This window comes from Butyrivibrio sp. AE2005 (assembly GCF_000686965.1).
GTDB lineage: Bacteria > Bacillota > Clostridia > Lachnospirales > Lachnospiraceae > Butyrivibrio > Butyrivibrio hungatei_A.
Map to the genome: position 1 here is coordinate 67,198 of NZ_JMMD01000006.1, position 21,139 is coordinate 88,336.

The window sequence follows — 21,139 nt, forward strand, 5'->3', positions numbered from 1 at the left end:
AAGCCAATCCATTGAAATCCCACATGTATAAATAATATTTATTATCGCATCAACATTAGGCTTTATTGTACCACTCTCTTAGGTAGACAATGTAGATAAAACAAAGAGAATAAAAAATAAGGATCTGCAAATCCGCAAACCCTTGAAAATACTGAGTCGGAATGACAGGATTCGAACCTGCGGCCTCTGCGTCCCGAACGCAGCGCTCTACCAAACTGAGCCACATTCCGTAGTGCTGCCTGAAAAAAATCTGACAGCAAATCTGATTATATCAGTCATATTACTATTTTTCAATACCTTGTTACTCTTCAGCCTCTTTCTTCTCTAACCCGCTAAGTTCCTTAAGATCGTCAAGGCATATCGTCATCATATCTTCATTTGAAGGTGCTTCGAGAGTGGATACACGCTTTGCCTGATTGGTGATGATCTCTTCGAAAAGATTTCTTATCTCTCTGGCATTGGCGAAATTGTCTATACTTCCCATCTTTCTGGAAGTTATAAGTGCCCTGATCTGGTGCTTAACGTCCTCTTCTACCTTGTAATCATATTTATTGCAGTTCATGTAAAATATTTCTTCAAGTTCGTCCACCGAATAATCGGGGAACTCGATATATTTGTTGAATCTCGACTTTAATCCCGGATTACTTTCTATGAATTTCTTCATAGGCTCTGTGTAGCCCGCAACTATCACAACAAAATCTTTTCTGTTATCTTCCATTGCCTTAAGTATGGTATCTATGGCTTCCTGTCCAAAAGCATCATCCTTCTGGGAAAGTGCATATGCCTCGTCGATAAAGAGGACTCCGCCCATAGCTTTTTTTATCTGCTCGGTAGTCTTGATCGCAGTCTGTCCGACATATCCCGCAACAAGTCCCGATCTGTCCACCTCAACGAGCTGTCCTTTTGAAAGAACTCCTATCTGCTTATAAATCTTTGCGATTATTCTCGCAACGGTTGTCTTTCCTGTTCCCGGATTCCCCGTAAATACCAGGTGTAGTGAAACAGGTACAGATTTAAGTCCCTGCTCCTGCCTTGCTTTCTGAACCTTAACAAAAGCGGTGAGTTCTTTTACATCATCCTTTATGGATCCAAGGCCTATGAGTTTCTCAAGCGCCTCCATGGGATCTTCTTCAGGTTCCTCATCCTTCTTTTCTTCCGAAGAATTAAGGTTTCCGTCAGCAGCAAAAAGAGCCTTTGCTTCATCAAGCGCATTCTGCGCATTTTTCATAGCATCGACTTTATCTTCCACAGTCTTATCACTAACGGCCTCTTTAGCGCTATCTTCTTTCTTAACGTTTTCTTTCCCTGCTGAAGGCATGGAAACAGGTGTAGAAAAAAAATCACCATAAAGGCTTCCCAAAAGATCTTTGCTCATAAATAATACTCCATACTTATAGTAAACGACACATCCTTACGGATGTGTCGAGTCTAATTCAGTCTATTGTTAATCTCAGTCGTTCAAAAACCAACCGTTTCTGCTCATAAATGTTCTGTTTGCCACCAAAGCATCTACATCCTGTCCGATTATCTTGGATGCTTTTGCCTTGTAAGTTCCTGCCTCTTTTGTATCCATATACTTGTAAGCATCATAAGACTGTTTCTTGCTTCCGTCAAGGTTTTTAAGTCCCTGAGCTATATGGCTCTCCATTTCATGCGCATCATCAGTCTCTCTGAACAGGATAAAGCTTGTGATATATGGATTGCTCTGAGCCATCGTATATGCATATACGATTGACGCAAGCTGTGCGTCCTCGCCAAAGCTTGAAGTATAACCAATCTCAGAAAGTGAGATCTGCCTTACATTTCCTGCAGGATTAAGCATCTCCTCACGGTTCATATAATCTGTAAGAAGATAGATATTCTCAATCGTAATATATGGTGTACCAAGAGATGTGCTTACATACTGGGACTGCTGCTTCCAAGCGTAAGGGTCAAACAAAGGTGCATTGTAAGGATGTACCGAAAGTGACCAGTCAACGTTTCCTTCACGCCTCATATAATAGTTAAATCTATCAAGATATTCTTTTGCAAGGAAACATCCCGGATTTGACTTTCTGTTCCACTCCTGATCGATAGAGTTATATACTCTTGCGTTCGCATTTACACTCTTGATACCGTTGTAGAATATTCTAAATGCCTTTACATACTCACTTACGTTGAGCTCAAGATTTGTTGAGTCCATGTAGTACCATTCTGTTCTGGCATTTATCTCGTTTCCGATTACCCAGTTATCAACAGTTCCAAACTGTCCGCCTGAATATCTCTGCGCAAGGAATGCTGCGATAGCCTTAAGGTGCTGTGTACCTTCATCCTCTTTGGTATTCATTGCATATCCGGGACATACATGCTCATCTCTTGAAAGAGGATGTATAAGATCTGCCCCTGCAGCTGTCTTATTATTCAAAATAGTAAGAGTAAGCTGGAAGTTATTGATCGAACACCATCTTACAAAGCCGTCATACTGCTGAAGTGCAGCCGTATTAAACTGATATGTCTTTCCGTCATATGCAAACTCAGTTGTAGGATAAGCTCCGTTTGTTGAAGGTCCTACTATATCACCCATGTAGAGGTTATATACCATCTGTGCTACGCCGAGATCCTTAAATGTCGCAGCGTCCGCATCATTTGGAAGAATACCCTTCATACCATGGTCGTTTCTTCCGACCGTTTTGGATGCGATTGCTTCGGGATTTGTGATATAGTGTTCATCACTCACCTGAACCATTGATCCGCCACTCTTTACAGCAACAAGGAATTTCTTGGAAAGATTTGACTCTTTTGTTCCAAGTGCAAGGTCAAACTTAAAAGTAGCACTCTTACCCTTCTCTGTTGTTGCCACAACATTACCTGTTACGCCGTCCTGATAAACCTCATCTGCATAAAGATAATATTTGCCGTCATCAGATCCCGGCAAACTGCTTGCAGAAACATTAACAACAACACTGTCTCCGGAAATAGTACATGAATCAATACTTACTACTCTTCCTGCAGCTTCTGCAACACTGCCGTTTTCCCCGTTTAAAGTATCATATGTACCAGCTGCACCAAGAACCGCTCCCGCTGTCATTATGATACCGATGATCATCTTAAAAGTATTACTTCTTTTCACAACCTTCCTCCACATCGTATTACGATATTTCTAATATTAAATTTCTTTTTTGAGTTTATACTTAAAAGCTTGAATTTGCAACAGCATCGGCAAATGCCTGAACTGCATCCGTATCACCTGCAGAAAGAGCACTCTTAATAGTCAGATTCTGTTCAAGTATTTTGACATTCTTAAGTGTTGCAAGTTTATCTGTCATGAGCTTAACCGTAACAGGTGCCCATGTTCCGTTCTGTCCGAGGGCAAATATCCTGTTCTGAACTCCAAGCGCGATCATATCGTTTATGAACGCTTCCATCGGAGGATAGATTCCGCCGTTATATGTAGGACAGATAAGAACTATCTTACTGCATCTCCAAACTTCGCCTATAAGATATGACACATCTGTACCTGAAACGTCATATACTTTAACGTTCTTTCCTGTCTTTTCTCTTACAGAAGCTGCAACGGCCTCTGCAGCGCTCGCTGTATGTCCGTAAAGACTTCCGTAAACAACTGCGATATCATCCGTCTCTGCCGTATATGTGCTCCACTTCTGATATTTATCGAGAAGCCAGCCTATATTTTCTCTCCATACGGGACCGTGAAGTGAAAGTATCAACTTAATATCAAGTCCTGCCGCCTTCTTAAGAACTGTCTGAACCGGCATGCCATACTTACCTACAATGTTCGCGTAATATCTTCTTGCGGAATTAAGGAAATCGTTCTCATAATCATACTCATCCGCAAACAGTCCGCCATCGAGTGCTCCGAATGTACCGAATGCATCTGCAGCGAAAAGAGCTTTCGATGTAACATCATATGCCATCAATACCTCGGGCCAATGAACCATGGGAGCATCAACAAATTTGAATGTATGCTTTCCTGTTGAGAGTTCATCCCCCTCTTTTACTTCCAATTTTTTATAGTTTTCAGACTCGGGAAAAAACTGCTTCATAAACTCAAAAGATTTGCTCGAGCTGACCACTGTAACCTCAGGAAACATCGTAACTACAGTGTTTATAAGAGAACAGTGATCGGGCTCCATATGAAGTACCACAAGATAGTCCAATTTTTTACCCGAAATAACTGTCTTAAGATTCTCAAGATATTGGTCTGAAATTGTTATATCAGCAGTGTCAAAAACTGCCGTCTTCTCATCGTCAATAAAATAGCTGTTGTATGAAACGCCTTCGGGAATCGGAAAAATATTCTCAAATCTTGCAAGTCTTCTGTCACTTCCTCCGATCCAGAAAATATCATCAATTACTTTTTTTATGCCATTCATATAAGCCTCTCCTCTCAAAAAGATAATTTGCAATGATATAAAAACAGGGACTACAGTATGCCTCTGTACTCCCTATTTTCTCATAATTTCACGCTTTTTTAAACTCCATTATTGTCTTTTCGACAACCCTTATATCTATAGGTTTAGAAATGTGTGCATTCATTCCCGAATCATAACTCTTTTGGATGTCGTCGGCATATGCGTTTGCAGTCATGGCAATTATCGGTATTTTCTGCGCCCATTCGTCCTTTAGGCCACGTATCAGGATAGTCGCTTCGTATCCGTTCATAACAGGCATCTGAATATCCATCAGGATCATGTCAAAATCGCCTTCCTTTGAACTCTTTACTTTCTCTACCGCATCCTGTCCGTTTACGCACCTTATAACCGATGCTCCTTCCATAGCCAGAAGCTCTGTCAGAATATCCGCGTTGATATCATTGTCTTCCACAGCAAGGAATTTCATTCCTTTAAGCGGATTCTCCGTCTCTTCATATTTTTCTTCCGTTATCCTCTTTTCAATGTCATTTAGCGACTGCTTGAGACTTGATATAAAGAGTGGCTTCTGCAAAAGATCATTTGCCCCTGCCTCTTTTGCCTCGTCTTCGATAGACTCAAAATCATCCGCCATAACTATGATCAAAGTTGTCGCTGATTTTGACTTATCTTTTGCCCTGATATTCTTTACAATTTCAGGTGCCGTCATATTCTGTACTTTCTGGTCCACAAGAACAAGGTCTACAGGTGTATCCTCAGCCTGGCAGACATCTATAAGATGAAGTGCTCCAAATCCCGTTGGCGCTTCCATCACATCAACACCGTCGATATTAAGCTTCTCCGCAAGCTGTTCACACTCACTGTGTTTGCTGTCGATAAAAAGAATCCTTCTTATGCCGTGACACTTCCAGAAATCAACGTCTGCTTCATCCACAGCCTGAAGCCTCAAATTGACTGTAAAAATACTTCCTTTTCCTTCCTCACTTTCTACTCTTATAGTGCCTCCCATAAGCTCTACAAGATTTCTCGTTATCGCCATTCCAAGGCCGGTTCCCTGAATCTCTTTATTTACATGACTTTCTTCTCTTGAAAAAGCCTCGAAAATCTTCTCCTTGTACTCAGCCTTCATTCCTATGCCGTTATCCTTTACGATAAAGGTCAGATCCCTAAAACCTTCCGATGCCGATTCAGACTCGATTATAGTAAACTCGATTCTTCCTCCCTCACCTGTATACTTAATGGCATTGCTGAGTATATTCATGAGGATCTCATTAATTCTCTGCTTGTCACCCAAAAATACATCGTGCTCAAGTCCTTCTGTATTAACGATATATTTCTGCCTTTTTGTCTTGGCCTGATATCCTATTACTGAGTTGATCTCTTCAAGGAGTATTCCCATCGCCATTTCCTTGATATCAAGTGTAGTCGTTCCGCTCTCAATCTTACTCATATCAAGTACTTCATTAAGTAGTGCCAACAAACTCCTTGACGCAAGGCTTATCTTTCTGGAATATTCCCTTACTTTTTCGGGCTCATCCGAGTGCTTTTCGATAAGAAGCGTAAAGCCTGTTATCGCATTCATAGGAGTCCTGAAATCATGCGACATATTTGCAAGGAAATTTGTCTTCGCTTTGTTAGCCGCTTCTGCCGCGTTAAATGCCTCTTGAAGCTGATGGTTTCTCTCCATCTCCTGTGTCCTGTCATACAGGGCTATCGCAAGTCTTCTTCCGCTGTCATCTATTGTGCAGGCTACAGCGCCTCTGTAATACAGGTCCGTATTGAGAATAAAGTTATGCAGCTTTATCTCATCCACGATCTCAACTTTACCTGTTTGGGCACACCTTTCAAATATCGTACTAAGTCTGTCATCTTTGCCGGGTTTTTGCACGATATTTATGTTTCTTATATCCTTAAAAAGTTCCTTTGAAGGAATACCCAAAATATCCGCAGCATTGGCTGTAAGAAATTCAACACCAAAACTCTTGGCATTTACAATCGCGAGAATATCGTTGTTTTTTTCAACCACGAAATCAAATAACCAGTCTCTGTAATGGATATCATTTTCCTTAAGGAACAACTCCCTCTCGTTCCTTCTCTTAATCTCATCAACCATTGCCTTAAGCTGGGCAGCCATACTTATCATCGCATCATACAGCTGTCCTATCTCGTCTTTTTCCTCATCGACAATGGCCACTTCAAAGTCGCCTCGTTTTATGTCTTCGGCAATGATATTCAGTCCTTCAATTCTTGAGCACAGACGATTTGCCATCTGCGATGCTATAACAAACCCAAGTACGAGGATTGTAATGGCTATGATAAGGTCACCCAAAAGAATCGTGATCTCATCCGCAAGCATTTCCCTGCTGTCGATATAATAATAAAGCTTCCAGCCGTTATTCATTTCTCCGGCCTTGATTATCAGGTAATCATCTGTCGACTTAAACCCGTCAAGTTCTGCATATTTACCTTCCAAAATATCTTCTATTACTTTTCTGTCCAGTTCACTGCTTCTAAGTTCCTTTTTGGTGACTATCTTATTTGATGAATCAACGATTGCAAGTCCGTTGTCCATATACCTTGTACTCGTGGTAGCTGAAAAAAATCTCTTTTTATCCACCTTTAAAGTTATCATTCCGATCATCTTGGAAGTAGTCGCCGCATCAAGGAGAGATTTTATGATATACACATCTCCCTTTCCGTTCATAACCCATATGCTTCCGTTTTCACTTTTGCACATCTCATACCACTTTTTTACTTCTTCATCTTCGGGATAACTTAAGAATTCGCCTATCCTATCCTCCTTTATCTTTTCCGAATAGATATGTATTTCTTCAATGTCGTTGTCACTTCCGATGTAATACCATATAAGCGGCTCGATTGTTTCCGTCATCTCGGCTGAAAGAGTGTATGGATCTGCATCTGCATGATCGAGGGCGCCTCTGAATGCTTCCTCATATGAAAAAAACTTGATTACATCAGTCTCTCTTTTTACCCCCGTTTCTATACCATTAAATATTACCTCGGCACTTCCCTGCATAGATGCTTTCGTAAGCTCCGTAACATTGCTCTTGGAAACCACATATGCATAAATACCGATGATAATAATAGGCAGTACTACAAGCATGGCAAAAATAGCTTTAAGCTTATGCTTTATGCTTCTTAGTTTTAAAAGTTTAAGTAAGCCGTCCATACTTTTTCCTCTAGACATCAGTTGCCTTCAACGATTGCTTTAACCTTCTCGTCTATCCTCTTAAAAGCATCTTCAAGATTTTCCCTTCCAAGTAACACCTGCTGGAACTCATTTTCAAGCTCAACAGAGATCTCTCTGCTGTAATATCCCCATCCCGTATAGGGCAAATAAAGATTGTTCTCAAGCGCATCTTGTAAATTGTCGAACTCATGCGGCGAATCAAATTTGACATTCTTAAGATAGGTTTTGCTGCCCGGCGAATCTTTCCAGATTGCCTTCTGTCCCATAAGCGTGGTTAAAGACCTTGCAACCTCCAGTACATCACTGACATTATCGCCGTCGTTTACCACCGCAAAACCATATTCGCATCCGCCCGTCAAAAGTTCCGTTCCGTCATCCTTTCCGCCGAACGCTATCGTCCCCAGATTTATTGAAGGATTTTCTTTGTATATCTGGTTATAATCCTCAGGTCCACCGGATAAAAGAACTGTCTTACCATCCGCAAACTCTTTTATCGCCGCCTTTTTATCCATAAGACACATGTCTTTGGTAAAGATCTCATCCTCGATCATCTTGTACCACATTTCCATGTGCGGATATACCTCTTCGTAAAAAGAGGCTTTTCCCTGCCCGAGTCTTTCTCCAAAGTCTTCACCTTCAGGAGTTCTGAAGTAAGACGCCTGCATTATTGCCATTGCACTGCTTGCAAGGCCTTCTTTATCCTTTAATCCGGATGACAACGGTTTCATTCCGTGCTTTCGTATTGTTGCGCACATATCATAGAAATCCATATATTCTGAAGGCGGTTTAAAACTGAACTTTTCAAAATAATCTTTGTTTATATAAAAACATTCATACGCGCTGACACCCGGAATCGCATAATATTCATCCATATATTTGAATTTATCGAGTGCTTCTTCGTCAAATCCGTTGACCATCTTTGTAAGAGGCACAAGATATCCGCCTCTTGCGTATCTTTTGGCCATATTTTCTGTTACAAAGATGATATCGGCCGCACCATCATAAGAAATCTGTGAATCGATCACAGACTCATAGTTGGTTCGCTGTACATACGTATATTCAAAATCATATTTGGGAAATCTTTCAGCCAGATAGGCTTTGAAATTTGTGATATAAGAATCCTCGTACCACGTAGCAATACGTATTTCTTTACGGGTATTCTCCTCTTTTGGCGCAAGAACAACCTGTTGTGCATTATCAGATACTTCTGCACAACTGCACAAAAAAGACATCGTAACCGTGACAGAAATGAATATGTCTAAAAAGAGCCTTAGCATTTTGACGTTCTTCATATATTCCTCATAAGATAGCCTGATCTGTTATTTCAACAATATCGTCTGTACCTCACCCACATACATAATGTACCGATCATTATCAAGATGCAGGTCGCGGATTATACTCTTATCAATAAAACTGCTCTCATCAAAGGGATGCGCATATAAAACTTTGCAGGGTATTACCTCATTGGCTTCATCAATAAAAGGTATTCCTTCATAGCTATTGACGTTAAGCCTGGATCCGGCAATCTTATCCTCATCTCTTCCCGATACCATTCCAAGGTATTTAAGAACTCCGCGATAAGCCTCCTGATCCACAAAGCTTATGGAATATTCCCCTGATTTATCAATGCACTCTCTTGTATATCTGTTTGCGCGAACAAATATGAAAGTGACTCTTTTATTCCATACGTATCCCACTCCGCCCCAAGGAGCGGAGACTGCATTTATTTTTTCGCCATTCTTACAGGTAATAATTATCTTCTGTCCAACAAAACTGTACGCACCCTCTTCGATATCTTCAGGGTTTACCGGTTGAAATGCGTGCATAATACCTCCATCTCGGAAATACCGATTAGAAATCTCTTATTTTGTCGTTATCAGTTAATCCTGTATTTTCTATTTTTGTTATCGTTACACCGTAACTATATTCTTCACTTACTTTAATAGTAACATGGTCTCCTACTTTATGTCCAAGTAATTGTTTTCCAAGCGGGGACTCGATGCTGATAAGTCCCTTAAGAGAATTCTGTCGCATTGTTGTAACTATTTTATACGTTTCTTCGCTCTTATCTTCGTCAAGAACAACCGTAACCGACTTGTTCATTCCGACCTGATCTTCTTTGCTGTCGTCATCAATTACTTTAGCGGTCTTGATCATTCTCTCAAGGAATCTGATTCTGCTCTCATTCTGGTTCTTGGCTTTCTTGGCTGCGTAATACTCGAAGTTCTCAGAAAGATCGCCCTGTGCACGAGCTTCCTTTACATGCTCAAGAAGTTCCTTTCTCACAACAACTTTGCGGTGTTCAATCTCCGCTTCCATGTCCTCTATATCTTTTTTTGTAAGTTCGTTATGCATATTTTCACCTCTGTAGTTGATAAAAAGGCGAAGCCAAACGGCTTCGCCTCGTTAATTTTATAAGTTGCCCACGGAAATAAACGATCAAGCCTTTCCAACTGATCCGAAGAGCTCCATCTTCTCCTTAACTGTAGCCTTGATAGCATCAGCACCGGGAGCAAGAAGCTTACGAGGGTCAAATCCCTTACCTTCAAGATCTTTACCTGCTTCAACATATTTACGTGTTGCTTCTGCGAATGAAAGCTGGCACTCTGTGTTAACGTTGATCTTTGATACACCAAGTGAGATAGCCTTCTTGATCATTTCTGCAGGAATTCCTGTACCACCGTGAAGAACGAGAGGCATTGCTCCTGTCTTCTGCTGGATAGCATCGAGAACGTCGAATCTAAGTCCCGGCCATCCTTCAGGATATTTACCATGAATGTTACCGATACCTGCAGCAAGCATATCTACGCCAAGATCAGCGATTCTCTTACACTCGTTGGGATCTGCACACTCACCCATTCCAACTACTCCGTCTTCCTCTCCACCGATTGAACCAACTTCTGCCTCGATAGAAAGTCCGAGATGATGAGCAACGTTTACAAGCTCTGTTGTCTTAGCAACGTTCTCCTCGATATCATAATGTGAGCCATCAAACATGATTGATGTGAATCCGGCCTCAACGCACTTATAACATCCGTCGTATGTACCATGATCTAAGTGAAGCGCAACGGGAACTGTAATTCCAAGGCACTTATCCATTGCCTTAACCATTGCTGATACTGTCTCAAATCCTGTCATGTACTTACCTGCGCCCTCAGATACACCAAGGATAACAGGAGAATTAAGCTCCTGAGCTGTTAACAGGATAGACTTTGTCCACTCAAGGTTATTGATGTTAAACTGGCCTACTGCGTAGTGACCTTCTTTTGCTTTTACAAGCATGTCTTTTGCGGATACTAACATAGTTTATCTCCCTTACATTATATTTTTGTAGGCGCTACATTATCCCCACGCCTTATTGAACGACTAAATCTATTATATACTTACCTTCCTAAAAAATAAAGTTAATCATTTCACAATCATTCAAAGCTGATGAAGTTGTCAGCCCAGAATCCTTCTGATGACGAAGGTGCGGTGCTGTCGTACCTAAGGATCAGTCCCGATTTTCTCGATACCGTAACCGTAAGAATACCGTCTTTTACCCTCATATTGCTTGGTTTATCGATAAATCCCTTTCCGTCGGTAAGCATAAGCTGTGTAAGAAGCGCTTCCTTCGGAATTCCTATGGGCATAACATCGATTTCTTTGGTAACCTCATATTCATTGTTGTTTATCACAACAATAGATGCCGCTGTCCTGTTAAATCTTCCGTATGCAAGGAAATTAAAGTCTGCGTACATTTCTCTTATCGAACCTTCCGAGAATTCCTTATGCTTCTTGTGAATTTTTATCATCTTCTTGTGATATTCAAGCATCTCAAGGTCTTCTTTGCCCCACGGATAAGTTCTCCTGTTATCGGGGTCCGTAAATCCGCAAAGGCCGACCTCATCACCGTAGTATATCGTCGGCGCACCGGGCCATGTCATCTGGATCATCACCGCTTCGCGCATTACAGGCTTACTTATTCCTGTATTTGCCGAAGACGCCATAAGCGTGCTGCTCCTTCCGACCTTTTGGCTCGTCCTTGTAAGGAATCTCGAGTGGTCGTGATTGGACAGCTCATTCATTGCCGTATACAAGGAAGGCATAGTGAAATTCTCGCCTCCTATATATAACATCGTATCAAAAAACTCCCTGGCATTTCCTATACGCGTCGGCTTAAACTCATCGCTGTGCTTGTCCATTCCCGTAAGGAACCATGTTACAGGATCCATGAAAGCATCATAGTTCATAACCGTATCCCACTCATCGCCCATAAGCCAGCTCGCAGCGGGGCCATACTGCTCAGCGAGGATTATCGCCTTAGGATTTGCTTTTTTTACCTCTTCTCTAAACCTCTTCCAGAAATAATGATTATATTCCTGCGAGTGTCCAAGATCGGCCGCAACGTCAAGTCTCCATCCGTCTGCGTTATACGGAGGTGAAACCCACTTTCTTCCAATGTTTAATATATATTCTTCAAGCTTCTTAGAGCCCTCGTAATTTAGCTTGGGAAGCGTATCATATCCCCACCAGCCGTCATAGTGCGGATTATATGGCCAGGCATCTCTCGTAAAAGCAAAGAAATCATGATAAGGACTGTCCTTAGAAACATAGGCGCCCGGCTCATATCCCTTGCTGTTCTCGTAAATCCTCTCTCTGTCCATCCACTTATTAAATGAACCGCAGTGATTGAACACACCGTCCAATATAACCTTGATACCGCGTTTATGCGCTTCGCTTACCAGCTCTGCAAATAGCTTATCACTCGCTTCAAGGTTCTTTTGATCGGTAACACGCTTGATATATTTGGTTGCTTTTGTGTTATCATGCTCATTATTTCCAAGCACGCTTCCACCATCCTCAACAATCTTGCCGAAATGAGGATCTATATGATCATAATCCTGGGTATCATACTTGTGACAGGAAGGCGATACAAACAGCGGGTTAAAATAGATCGCATCTATCCCAAGATCCTTGAGATAATCAAGCTTATCCATAACGCCCTTAAGATCGCCGCCATAGAACTCTCCGAAATCATACTGAGGATCGGGGTATCTTTCCCACTCACCTACTTTCAGCACGTTTCTTCCGTTATAAGAATATTCACCGGAAACAACGTCGTTATCCTTGTCTCCGTTACAGAATCTTTCCACGAATATCTGATATATCACCGCACCCTTGGCCCATTTGGGCGTTGACAGGCCGGGATATACCTTGAAATTCATGCTTTCCATTATATTGGTAACGGCGCCTCTCTTATCATAGTAAAAAAAGCTACCGTCCATTCCTTCGATTTCAAAAAAATAACTCGTAGGCTCTTCACCTACATTTACGGATGCATCGTAATAATCAAACTCTCCCGATGTCTCCGAACATGTCATGGGATGTCTTTCGCCTTTCCACACGAGAATAATTTCAGATGCCTCAGCCCTCCTGCATCTGAATCGTATATCTACCTTTCTGTTTTTGTCCGGTTCCGCAGGCCTTAGGTAGTCTAAGGTCATATCATGGAAAAACGCTCTCTCATTCATAAGTCATTCCCACCGGTCATATTCGCGCACATTTAGGCCGCGTAGACTCCGAAATATTCGTATATAAAGCAAAAAAGACAGCATAGCTGTCTTTTCTAAGAGAAGGTATTTCTTTCTTATGGGGTATAGCAAAAAACTATATAATGTATTGGGGGGTTACGCATATTATACTAACACCCACCCAAACCCGCGTAAAGACTAACACTTCACAAATTTATCAAAAACAGCTATGAGTTTTTGTGCAATTTTCACAATCAGATTTCTAATGCATAATCGATATCAACGTTGTGACCTTCGAATAATGCTTCAAATTCTTCTCTTCCGATCTTCTCCTTTTCTATGAGGAGTGCTGAACTGCTGTGCAGAATGTCCTCATACTTAAGAATAATCTCTTTTGCCTTTGCGTAACACTTGTCTATTATGGTCTTTACTTCTTTATCAATCTCGCCTGACATAAGCTCACTGTGCTTCTTTGAATGAGATATATCATAGCCGATAAATACGTCTTCTTCATTATCATCGTAGTTTACAACACCGATGGTCTCTGACATTCCGTACTTGGTAACCATGCTTCTGGCTTCCTGTGTAGCTTTTCTGATGTCGCTTGATGCACCTGTTGTAATATCACCGAAGATGATCTCTTCTGCGATTCTTCCACCGAGAGATACCATGATCTCCTGAAGCATCTTGTTCTTTGTAAGGAACATATCATCATTCTCGGGAAGAGGCATTGTATAGCCTGCTGCGCCAAGTCCTGTAGGAATGATAGATATTGTATGCACAGGGCCTACATCCGGAAGAAGGTGGAACAGGATCGCATGACCTGTCTCGTGATAAGCCGTTATCTTCTTTTCCTTCTCGGAAATGATCTTACTGTGCTTCTCAGTTCCGATTCCAACCTGAGTAAACGCTCTGTTTATATCAGCGGGAGTAATAAACTTCCTGCTGTCTACCGCCGCATTTATAGCTGCTTCATTAAGAAGGTTCTCAAGATCTGCGCCTGTAAATCCGGCAGTTGTCTGAGCAAGCTGCTTAAGATCCACATCGCTTCCGAGAGGCTTATTATGTGCATGAACCTTAAGGATTGCCTCTCTTTCACCAATGTCAGGTCTTGTTACCGTAATCTTTCTGTCAAATCGTCCGGGTCTTAATATGGCAGGATCGAGGATATCTACTCTGTTTGTGGCAGCCATTACGATAATACCCTCATTCACACCAAAGCCGTCCATCTCGACAAGCATCTGGTTAAGTGTCTGCTCTCTCTCGTCGTGTCCTCCGCCCATACCTGTACCGCGTCGTCTTGCAACCGCATCAATCTCATCAATAAAGATTATGCAAGGCGCATTCTTCTTAGCCTCGGTAAAAAGATCTCTTACTCTGGATGCACCTACACCAACGAACATTTCTACGAAATCGGAACCTGAAATACTAAAGAACGGAACGCCCGCTTCACCTGCAACGGCTCTTGCAAGGAGTGTCTTACCTGTTCCGGGTGCACCTTCAAGGAGAACACCCTTGGGAATTCTGGCTCCGACAGCCGTGAATTTGCCGGGATCCTTCAAGAATTCGATTATCTCAGCAAGCTGCTCTTTTTCTTCCTTAAGTCCCGCTACATCATTAAGCTTGACCTTGTTTTCATCACCTGTGGATAATTTGGCTCTGCTCTTTCCAAAGTTCATCATTCGGCTGTTTCCCGAACTGCTCGCCTGCATATTGCTAAACATAGAGAAAACGAATACCATTACGATAAGTCCCACTATAACGGGAATGATTCCATTTATAAGTACATTCTCAGACGGAATGTCTTTTACCTCTGTCTTAACACCCTTTTCTGTACAAATGCTCTCAACCTTGGTCACATCAGTTGTGTAGAATGTCACATCATCTGCCGCGTTGTTGAAGCTTACTCTTACAGAACCTGTAGGTGTCTCGGAATTGGGCATGATCATTACATATGCGACTGTATCTGCATTAAGATCGCGCTCAAATTCATTCATGGAATATGCGCCTGACTGGCTTGAAATAAAACTCTTGCCATATTCGATGAATATCACGCAAACAAGTAATACTACTACAAATAGAAAAATTGAATTAAAACTTTTATTCCGGTTCAATTGCTTATGTTCCCCTTTCGGAAGCTTTTTTATGACGCCTTTATCAATTAAATTCTACTACTCCGATATACGGAAGGTTACGATATCTCTGATCGTAGTCAAGTCCGTATCCTACAACAAACTCATCGGGAATATTAAATCCCGTATAGTCCACCTTTACATCTGTAACTCTGCGCTCAGGCTTATCAAGGAGTGTGCAAAGCTTGATGCTTGCAGGCTCTCTGTCGCCGAGCATCTTGATAAGATAAGACAACGTTCTTCCCGAATCAACAATATCCTCTACTATAATAACATGTCTGTCCTTAAGAGGTTCATCAAGATCCTTTACAATCTTAACTACACCGCTTGACTTAGTTGAACTGCCATAGCTTGATGCTGACATGAAATCCATCGTAACAGGGACTGTGATACGCTTTGCAAGCTCACACATAAAGAACACTCCGCCCTTTAAAACACATACAAGGTGCACTGTCTCACCCTGATAATCTCTGCTGATTGCTTCCCCAAGCTCCTTTATCCTCTTGTCAACTTCATCTTCTGTCAATAAAACGCGAACTGATTCAGCCACAGTAATTTCCTCCATCCAAAAAATTTATAGCCAAAATACTTTTTGTATCTTCACTCACCTTGGTATTAGCACTTATTCTGTACCCCGGAACCCACAAAACATGGTCTCCGTCAGCCATTACATAGATACTGTCTCTTCTGTCTATAGGAATTTTGACATCTGTCATGAACTTCGACAGCTTTTTCTTATGAATGCCGCTTCCCATCTCAATAAATATATAATCATCGGGTCTTCTGCATCTAAAAACGGCTGCTTGTATTCTATCACAATCGAACCATTTAGTATACGTACCGCGCGGAATACTTGAGCCTTTTACAAACTCTCTGACGCTTGCCTCCATCCTTCCAAGTCCCGGAATGTCATAACCTGCCTCACCGTCTTTTTTTACCCGGTCAAAAAAATCTATAACAAGCGAATTATCAAGGCTTTCCACCACTTTCTTCGAAAGAGTAAGTATGTCGTACTCTCTCTTTGCGACAAGCCCGTACGGAAGGTCGACATACGCCGTCCCGCTTTCCGATACCATGATATCCGTCACCGCATCAACGTGACTTGCCGTTATGTCTTTCCTGTTTGGTGTAAGCATCTCGAAACACCTTAAGATCACGTTCTTTTGGATAAAAAGATCTACGCTCTTAAGAACCTTCAACTCTATTCTGACACTTTTTCCGTCAAAGGTACAAGCCTTGTCAAAAAGCTCTCCCGTGACCTTACATATAAAGTCATCCGCGAGGGCAAAATCAGACGCTGCTCTGCACAGATGCTTTACCGCCTCTGCATTTATATTATCGGTCATATAAGGAATAAGCTCGTTTCTGACCTTGTTCCTCGTATGGATATTCTCGTCGTTGGTAGCATCGTGGCAAAAAGATATTCCTTCTCCCGCAAGATACTCCTCAATTTCCTGTCTCGTAACGCACAATAAGGGCCTTATCACATTATCCCTAACGGCACGTATGGCACCCGCACCATGAAGCCCCGTTCCTCGAAGGAGATTTAAAAGAAGTGTCTCTGCCACGTCGTTTCTGTGATGTGCAACCGCAATCTTAACGGCGCCCTCTTTCTCAGCTATCTTGCGAAAAGCCTCGTATCTTACATTCCGTCCCGCTTCTTCTTCGGTCAGCTTATTTTCTCTTGCAATTCCGGGGACATCCTCTTCCACCAGATAATAACGTATTCCCCGTTCTTCACAGAAGCTACGGGTAAACTCTGCGTCTTTTCCCGCTTCTTCCCTGATCCCGTGATTTACATGGACCGCAACAAGCCCGATGCCAAGGAGCTCTCTTAACTTATACAAGACCAGCAAAAGTGCGACAGAATCCGCTCCTCCCGAAAATCCCACAAGGATCTTTTCTCCGGAAACTGCCATTTTATTGGCTCTTATATAGTTTAGTACGGTGTTTTCGAATCTGTTCATATTGAAAAATTAAAGCGCAGACCTATACGTACCCGTATCATTGTCTGCGCTGTGCTCCGCAAAATAATAACAAATTACCTGTCCTCAATTTTAAAAACAATCTCACCGGGATAAACCAGTCCAAGTTTATCCTTAGCGGTTTCTTCTATATATTTTCGTGTCTGGGTATATCTTTCAAATTCGGCTATTTCCTTGCCCCTTGCAACCTCGGCATCGATCTGGGCATTGAGGTAAGCTTCCTTCTCCTCATACTCATTAACCTTCTCAAAAAGACTGATGCTCTTTATGGACACAACAGTCGCAAGAATTATAACCACACACGACGCGAGCGCGATGCCCGCTTTATTTTGAAAACTACGCCTTTTGTAGCGTGCTTTTGTCGCCATATCGCACCTCTTCAAATGCTTTTATATATTTTTATTTTAATACATGCTATAAAAGCCTGTCAAATGTAGCGATATAGCTCTGTTACGTCTTCTTTGTGTATTGTTTCCCGCACATCAAGCACTTCGACATTCACATCTTTATTACCAAATCCGATGGTTATCTTATCTCCGACTTTTACATCGGCAGAAGCCTTTGCAGGTCTTCCGTTTATCTGAACTCTTCCCGCATCGCAGGCTTCATTCGCTACTGTGCGTCTTTTTATCAATCTTGTTACTTTTAAATACTTATCTAATCTCATTTATTCCTCTCCTGATGCGGTATTTGCCGCATCACTGTTGTTATTTTTATCTTTCCCTGTCTTATCTTTGTTGTCACCGGCTTTTTTACCGTCTTTATTATCAGAGTCTTTCTTATTTACAGACGTTGTCTCATCTTCTTTTGTCGAACTCTTATTAGCTGCGTCTGCTGTTGACTTTTTTGACGGACTTTCATCTTCCTCGGAAGAAGCCGTGCTTGCATAGTGCGCGATTGCAGTCGTTTTCTCTGTGGCTGCGGATGTATCGGACTTTTCCGATGAAGAAGGAGTCTCCTTCTTACCTAAGTCATGCGTTGTAGATTCGGATGCTGCCTTAGACGGATTCTCTGCCTGTTTTTCAGTCGAAGCGGCTGTGGGGCTCTCTTCAGACTTAGGCTTAGTCTCAGTATCCTCCTTCACTTTTGCCATCTCACCCAGGTTATATGACACATCCGACTCATCCGCGTCTATGTTTACACGAAGGCTCTTCGTATTATAACCATTTTTCCTAAGTATTATCTCATGATTTCCTGAAACCTTTTTAAGGCTGGTCGGCACTACACCAATATAATTTCCGTCAAAAAACAGCTCCGCTCCCTCAGGCGAATCCACATAAACCTTATAACCTTCGATAACCTTGTTCTTCTGGTTCTTCGTCTTGTCCTTGTCGGTTATGCTTGAAGCCGATGTTGCGGCAGAGCTCTTTCCCGGAAGTGACGCAACAGAAACAGCGCTCGTTGACTTATTTGTCTTATCATATGATGAAGAAAAAGACGAACTGTCCGATGATGAGCTGTTTGATGAATCCGCATTATCAGAATCAGGCTCAAGTTCTATCTTTACCACAGATTTAGGCGTACCCACCTTAAGATACTTGTTCTGTGTGATATATCCTTCGGCCATTACCTTGAGATTGTGGTAACCGTAGCTTACTGACTTTGAAGTATCGGCAAAAACCTGCTCCCCGTCGATGTAAATCTCGGCATCTGCGGGAGTTACCTCAAATGACACAAGTCCCTCTTTTGGCTTGGTTATCTTGACATTTCTCGTATCAATGACGGTTTCCCGGTTCCTGTTTATTGTAACATTTGTTTTATACTCTGCTCCGTTTCCGATGATCTGCAGATTATAATCGCCCTCGGGCGCACTTAAGAGCATATTGGGAGAAATCTTGTAAATAACGTCATTATCAAGCTCAAGCCATGCTCCGACAAGACTGTGTTCATCAACAGTGTCGGATGACAGGCTGACATAACCGTGTCCGCTTGTAACAACAACGCTGTATACCTCTTTTCCAATTCCGTATGCCTTGATATTGTCGGTCGTAAGTACATTTTCTGCTATGGCAGGCGCTCCGTCCGCAAGTATCAGCGTTCTTGAATCAAGCTTGTAAGTTTCTCCCAGTATTCTTGCGGTTCCGTCTCCCCTTACAAGTTCGTGACTACGCGTATCATCAATAGTCCACGCTTCATCCGATACCTTAAGCGAAGTGATATGCTTGCTGCTCTTAAGGAAATTGACATCAACAATCTGACCTTCTTCTAAGAGTCTCGCCGACATGGGCGTTCCCCTTAAGTCGTACATCATGCTTGTATTGTCATATTTAAGGGTATACGTCTTTCCCGTAGAATGATTTCTGAATCTGATTTCCTTATTTTCCGAATCTATGGAGCGAATCGAAGCAGTGTCGGAAGAATCGTATTTTCCGATAAGCGATACGCTCTTCTTTTCATTTTTTACGGCGGCACTTACATCTGCGCTGTATACGCAGGTAAAAACGGCCGCAAGAAACACTGCCGTAAATGCTCTTACAGATCTCATGATTATTCTCATGTTCATCCCCTCATACATGATCTTTTAAAAGAATTTTTTTAACTGCTCAGAATCCAGCAGATATTCTTTAGTATTGTGCGAAGGCTCGTCAATGACGTCTTCAAGCATAGCTCCGAGCACTTCTCCTATCTGCTTTCCGGGAGTCACTCCCAGAGCGATAAGGTCTTTGCCGTTAACCGCAAGCTTCTTAAGGCTCACGCACTCGCCTTCCTTTTTTATATTCTCATAAAGAGCTCTTGAATCCTCAATATTCTTGAGCTTTTCTTCGCGGTAATACTCGCTCTGAGCCATTGTATCCGCATATTTCACATCAAGAAGAAAAGGAAACTCATCCTCTCCCACTCTGTTCATGGTTCTTCGCACATTCTTTGCGGTAGCGGGGAACCTGTCATCGTGGTACTTAATAAGGTTGCACACCCTGTCCATGGTGTTTCTGTCAAACTTAAGGCGTCTGAAAATGTCATGTGCCATCTTCTCGCCAAGCTGTGCATGGCCATGGAAATGGTTAACGCCTTCTTCATCCGTTGTTATCGTCAAAGGCTTCGCTATATCATGCAAAAACATTGTCAGCCTTAAAACTTTATCGTTTCTCACATATCCGAGCGACTTGATAATGTGCTCTCCGACGTTGTACATATGATGGGGATTATCCTGAGAAGTCTCCATGCACGCATCAAATTCGGGAAGTATCACCTTAGTGATTCCAAGTTCGTACATAACCTGCGCTTTTTCCGGATGGTCGGAAACAAGAAGCTTTACAAGCTCAGTCTGGATTCTCTCTGCGCTTATCTTGGAAAGCGTAGACGCAAGCTCTTTTATTGCCTCTTTTGTCTTCTCTTCTATATCATAATCAAGCTGGGCCGAAAACCTGACGGCTCTCATTATGCGAAGTGCATCTTCGGAAAACCTCTCTGCAGGCTCTCCAACGCATCTTATCAGCTTATTCTCAAGATCTTCGATTCCTCCGAACCTGTCTATAAGCCCTTCTTCCTCGTTATAAGCCATGGCATTTATGGTAAAGTCACGGCGTCTCATATCTTCGGTGAGACTCTTTGTAAATGTCACTTCACTTGGATGTCTGTTATCTTCGTACTTTCCGTCTATTCTGTACGTTGTGACTTCATATCCCTCTTTATCCATCAAAACGGTGACCGTTCCGTGTTCAATTCCCGTATCAACCGTTCGTTTAAAAAGCTTTTTTATATCTTCAGGCAAAGCATTTGTTGTTATGTCCCAGTCACCCGGTTCTCTTGAAAGAAGCGCATCTCTTACACATCCTCCGACAACATATGCTTCAAAACCAGCTTTATGCATGGTATCCAATATCTTTTTTGCATTTTCCGGTAGTTTAATAATCATACCTTCATAATAGCCCAAAGAATATCAAATGTGAATAATACTCTAGGAATTTTCTCAATCTCGATATATACT

Annotated in this window: 16 protein-coding genes and 1 tRNA gene; all 17 read right to left on the reverse strand. The window is 42.0% G+C overall.

Annotated elements, in window-relative coordinates; all coding sequences use genetic code 11:
- Window positions 1-156: 156 nt before the first annotated feature.
- Window positions 157-230: transfer RNA gene (locus tag DL92_RS0107025), tRNA-Pro, on the reverse strand.
- Window positions 231-301: 71 nt separating this feature from the next.
- Complete coding sequence (locus DL92_RS18550) at window positions 302-1,375, reverse strand: AAA family ATPase (protein WP_051625253.1); 1,074 nt, start codon at window positions 1,373-1,375, stop codon at window positions 302-304.
- A gap of 75 nt (window positions 1,376-1,450) precedes the next feature.
- Window positions 1,451-3,109, reverse strand: coding sequence for a DUF5722 domain-containing protein (locus tag DL92_RS0107035; RefSeq protein WP_026667286.1), 1,659 nt, complete (start codon window positions 3,107-3,109; stop codon window positions 1,451-1,453).
- A gap of 61 nt (window positions 3,110-3,170) precedes the next feature.
- Window positions 3,171-4,373 carry an FprA family A-type flavoprotein gene (locus DL92_RS0107040; RefSeq protein ID WP_026667287.1) on the reverse strand — a complete coding sequence of 401 codons (1,203 nt, stop codon included), beginning with the start codon at window positions 4,371-4,373 and terminating at the stop codon, window positions 3,171-3,173.
- 88 nt (window positions 4,374-4,461) lie between these two features.
- A complete protein-coding gene (locus tag DL92_RS20170) occupies window positions 4,462-7,560 on the reverse strand; it encodes a hybrid sensor histidine kinase/response regulator (protein ID WP_197027240.1) in 3,099 nt (1,032 codons plus the stop codon).
- A gap of 17 nt (window positions 7,561-7,577) precedes the next feature.
- Window positions 7,578-8,873: an ABC transporter substrate-binding protein gene (locus tag DL92_RS0107050; RefSeq protein ID WP_026667288.1), complete on the reverse strand. Its 1,296-nt coding sequence runs from the start codon at window positions 8,871-8,873 to the stop codon at window positions 7,578-7,580.
- A gap of 27 nt (window positions 8,874-8,900) precedes the next feature.
- Window positions 8,901-9,407: a flavin reductase gene (locus DL92_RS0107055; RefSeq protein ID WP_026656353.1), complete on the reverse strand. Its 507-nt coding sequence runs from the start codon at window positions 9,405-9,407 to the stop codon at window positions 8,901-8,903.
- Between the two features lie 25 nt (window positions 9,408-9,432).
- Complete coding sequence (locus DL92_RS0107060) at window positions 9,433-9,936, reverse strand: GreA/GreB family elongation factor (RefSeq protein WP_026656352.1); 504 nt, start codon at window positions 9,934-9,936, stop codon at window positions 9,433-9,435.
- Between the two features lie 84 nt (window positions 9,937-10,020).
- Entirely contained in the window at window positions 10,021-10,884 is an 864-nt protein-coding gene (gene fba / locus DL92_RS0107065) for a class II fructose-1,6-bisphosphate aldolase (RefSeq protein ID WP_026656351.1), read from the reverse strand.
- Window positions 10,885-11,000: 116 nt separating this feature from the next.
- Window positions 11,001-13,094 carry a glycoside hydrolase family 13 protein gene (locus tag DL92_RS0107070; RefSeq protein ID WP_026667289.1) on the reverse strand — a complete coding sequence of 698 codons (2,094 nt, stop codon included), beginning with the start codon at window positions 13,092-13,094 and terminating at the stop codon, window positions 11,001-11,003.
- A gap of 254 nt (window positions 13,095-13,348) precedes the next feature.
- The gene (ftsH, locus tag DL92_RS0107075) at window positions 13,349-15,208 is read right to left on the reverse strand and encodes an ATP-dependent zinc metalloprotease FtsH (protein WP_026656350.1); all 1,860 of its coding nucleotides are present in this window, start codon (window positions 15,206-15,208) and stop codon (window positions 13,349-13,351) included.
- Window positions 15,209-15,251: 43 nt separating this feature from the next.
- Complete coding sequence (hpt, locus tag DL92_RS0107080) at window positions 15,252-15,776, reverse strand: hypoxanthine phosphoribosyltransferase (RefSeq protein ID WP_026656349.1); 525 nt, start codon at window positions 15,774-15,776, stop codon at window positions 15,252-15,254.
- Window positions 15,769-17,145, reverse strand: coding sequence for a tRNA lysidine(34) synthetase TilS (gene tilS, locus DL92_RS18560; protein ID WP_051625255.1), 1,377 nt, complete (start codon window positions 17,143-17,145; stop codon window positions 15,769-15,771). The genes hpt and tilS overlap by 8 nt, the downstream gene beginning before the upstream one ends.
- A 122-nt stretch (window positions 17,146-17,267) precedes the next feature.
- Window positions 17,268-17,579 carry an FtsB family cell division protein gene (locus tag DL92_RS0107090; RefSeq protein WP_026656347.1) on the reverse strand — a complete coding sequence of 104 codons (312 nt, stop codon included), beginning with the start codon at window positions 17,577-17,579 and terminating at the stop codon, window positions 17,268-17,270.
- Window positions 17,580-17,638: 59 nt separating this feature from the next.
- On the reverse strand, window positions 17,639-17,878 hold the full coding sequence (locus DL92_RS0107095) for an RNA-binding S4 domain-containing protein (protein WP_026656346.1): 240 nt from the start codon (window positions 17,876-17,878) through the stop codon (window positions 17,639-17,641).
- Window positions 17,879-19,708, reverse strand: coding sequence for a PEGA domain-containing protein (locus DL92_RS0107100; RefSeq protein WP_026667290.1), 1,830 nt, complete (start codon window positions 19,706-19,708; stop codon window positions 17,879-17,881).
- A gap of 24 nt (window positions 19,709-19,732) precedes the next feature.
- Window positions 19,733-21,067, reverse strand: coding sequence for a CCA tRNA nucleotidyltransferase (locus tag DL92_RS0107105; protein ID WP_026667291.1), 1,335 nt, complete (start codon window positions 21,065-21,067; stop codon window positions 19,733-19,735).
- Window positions 21,068-21,139 lie beyond the last annotated feature (72 nt).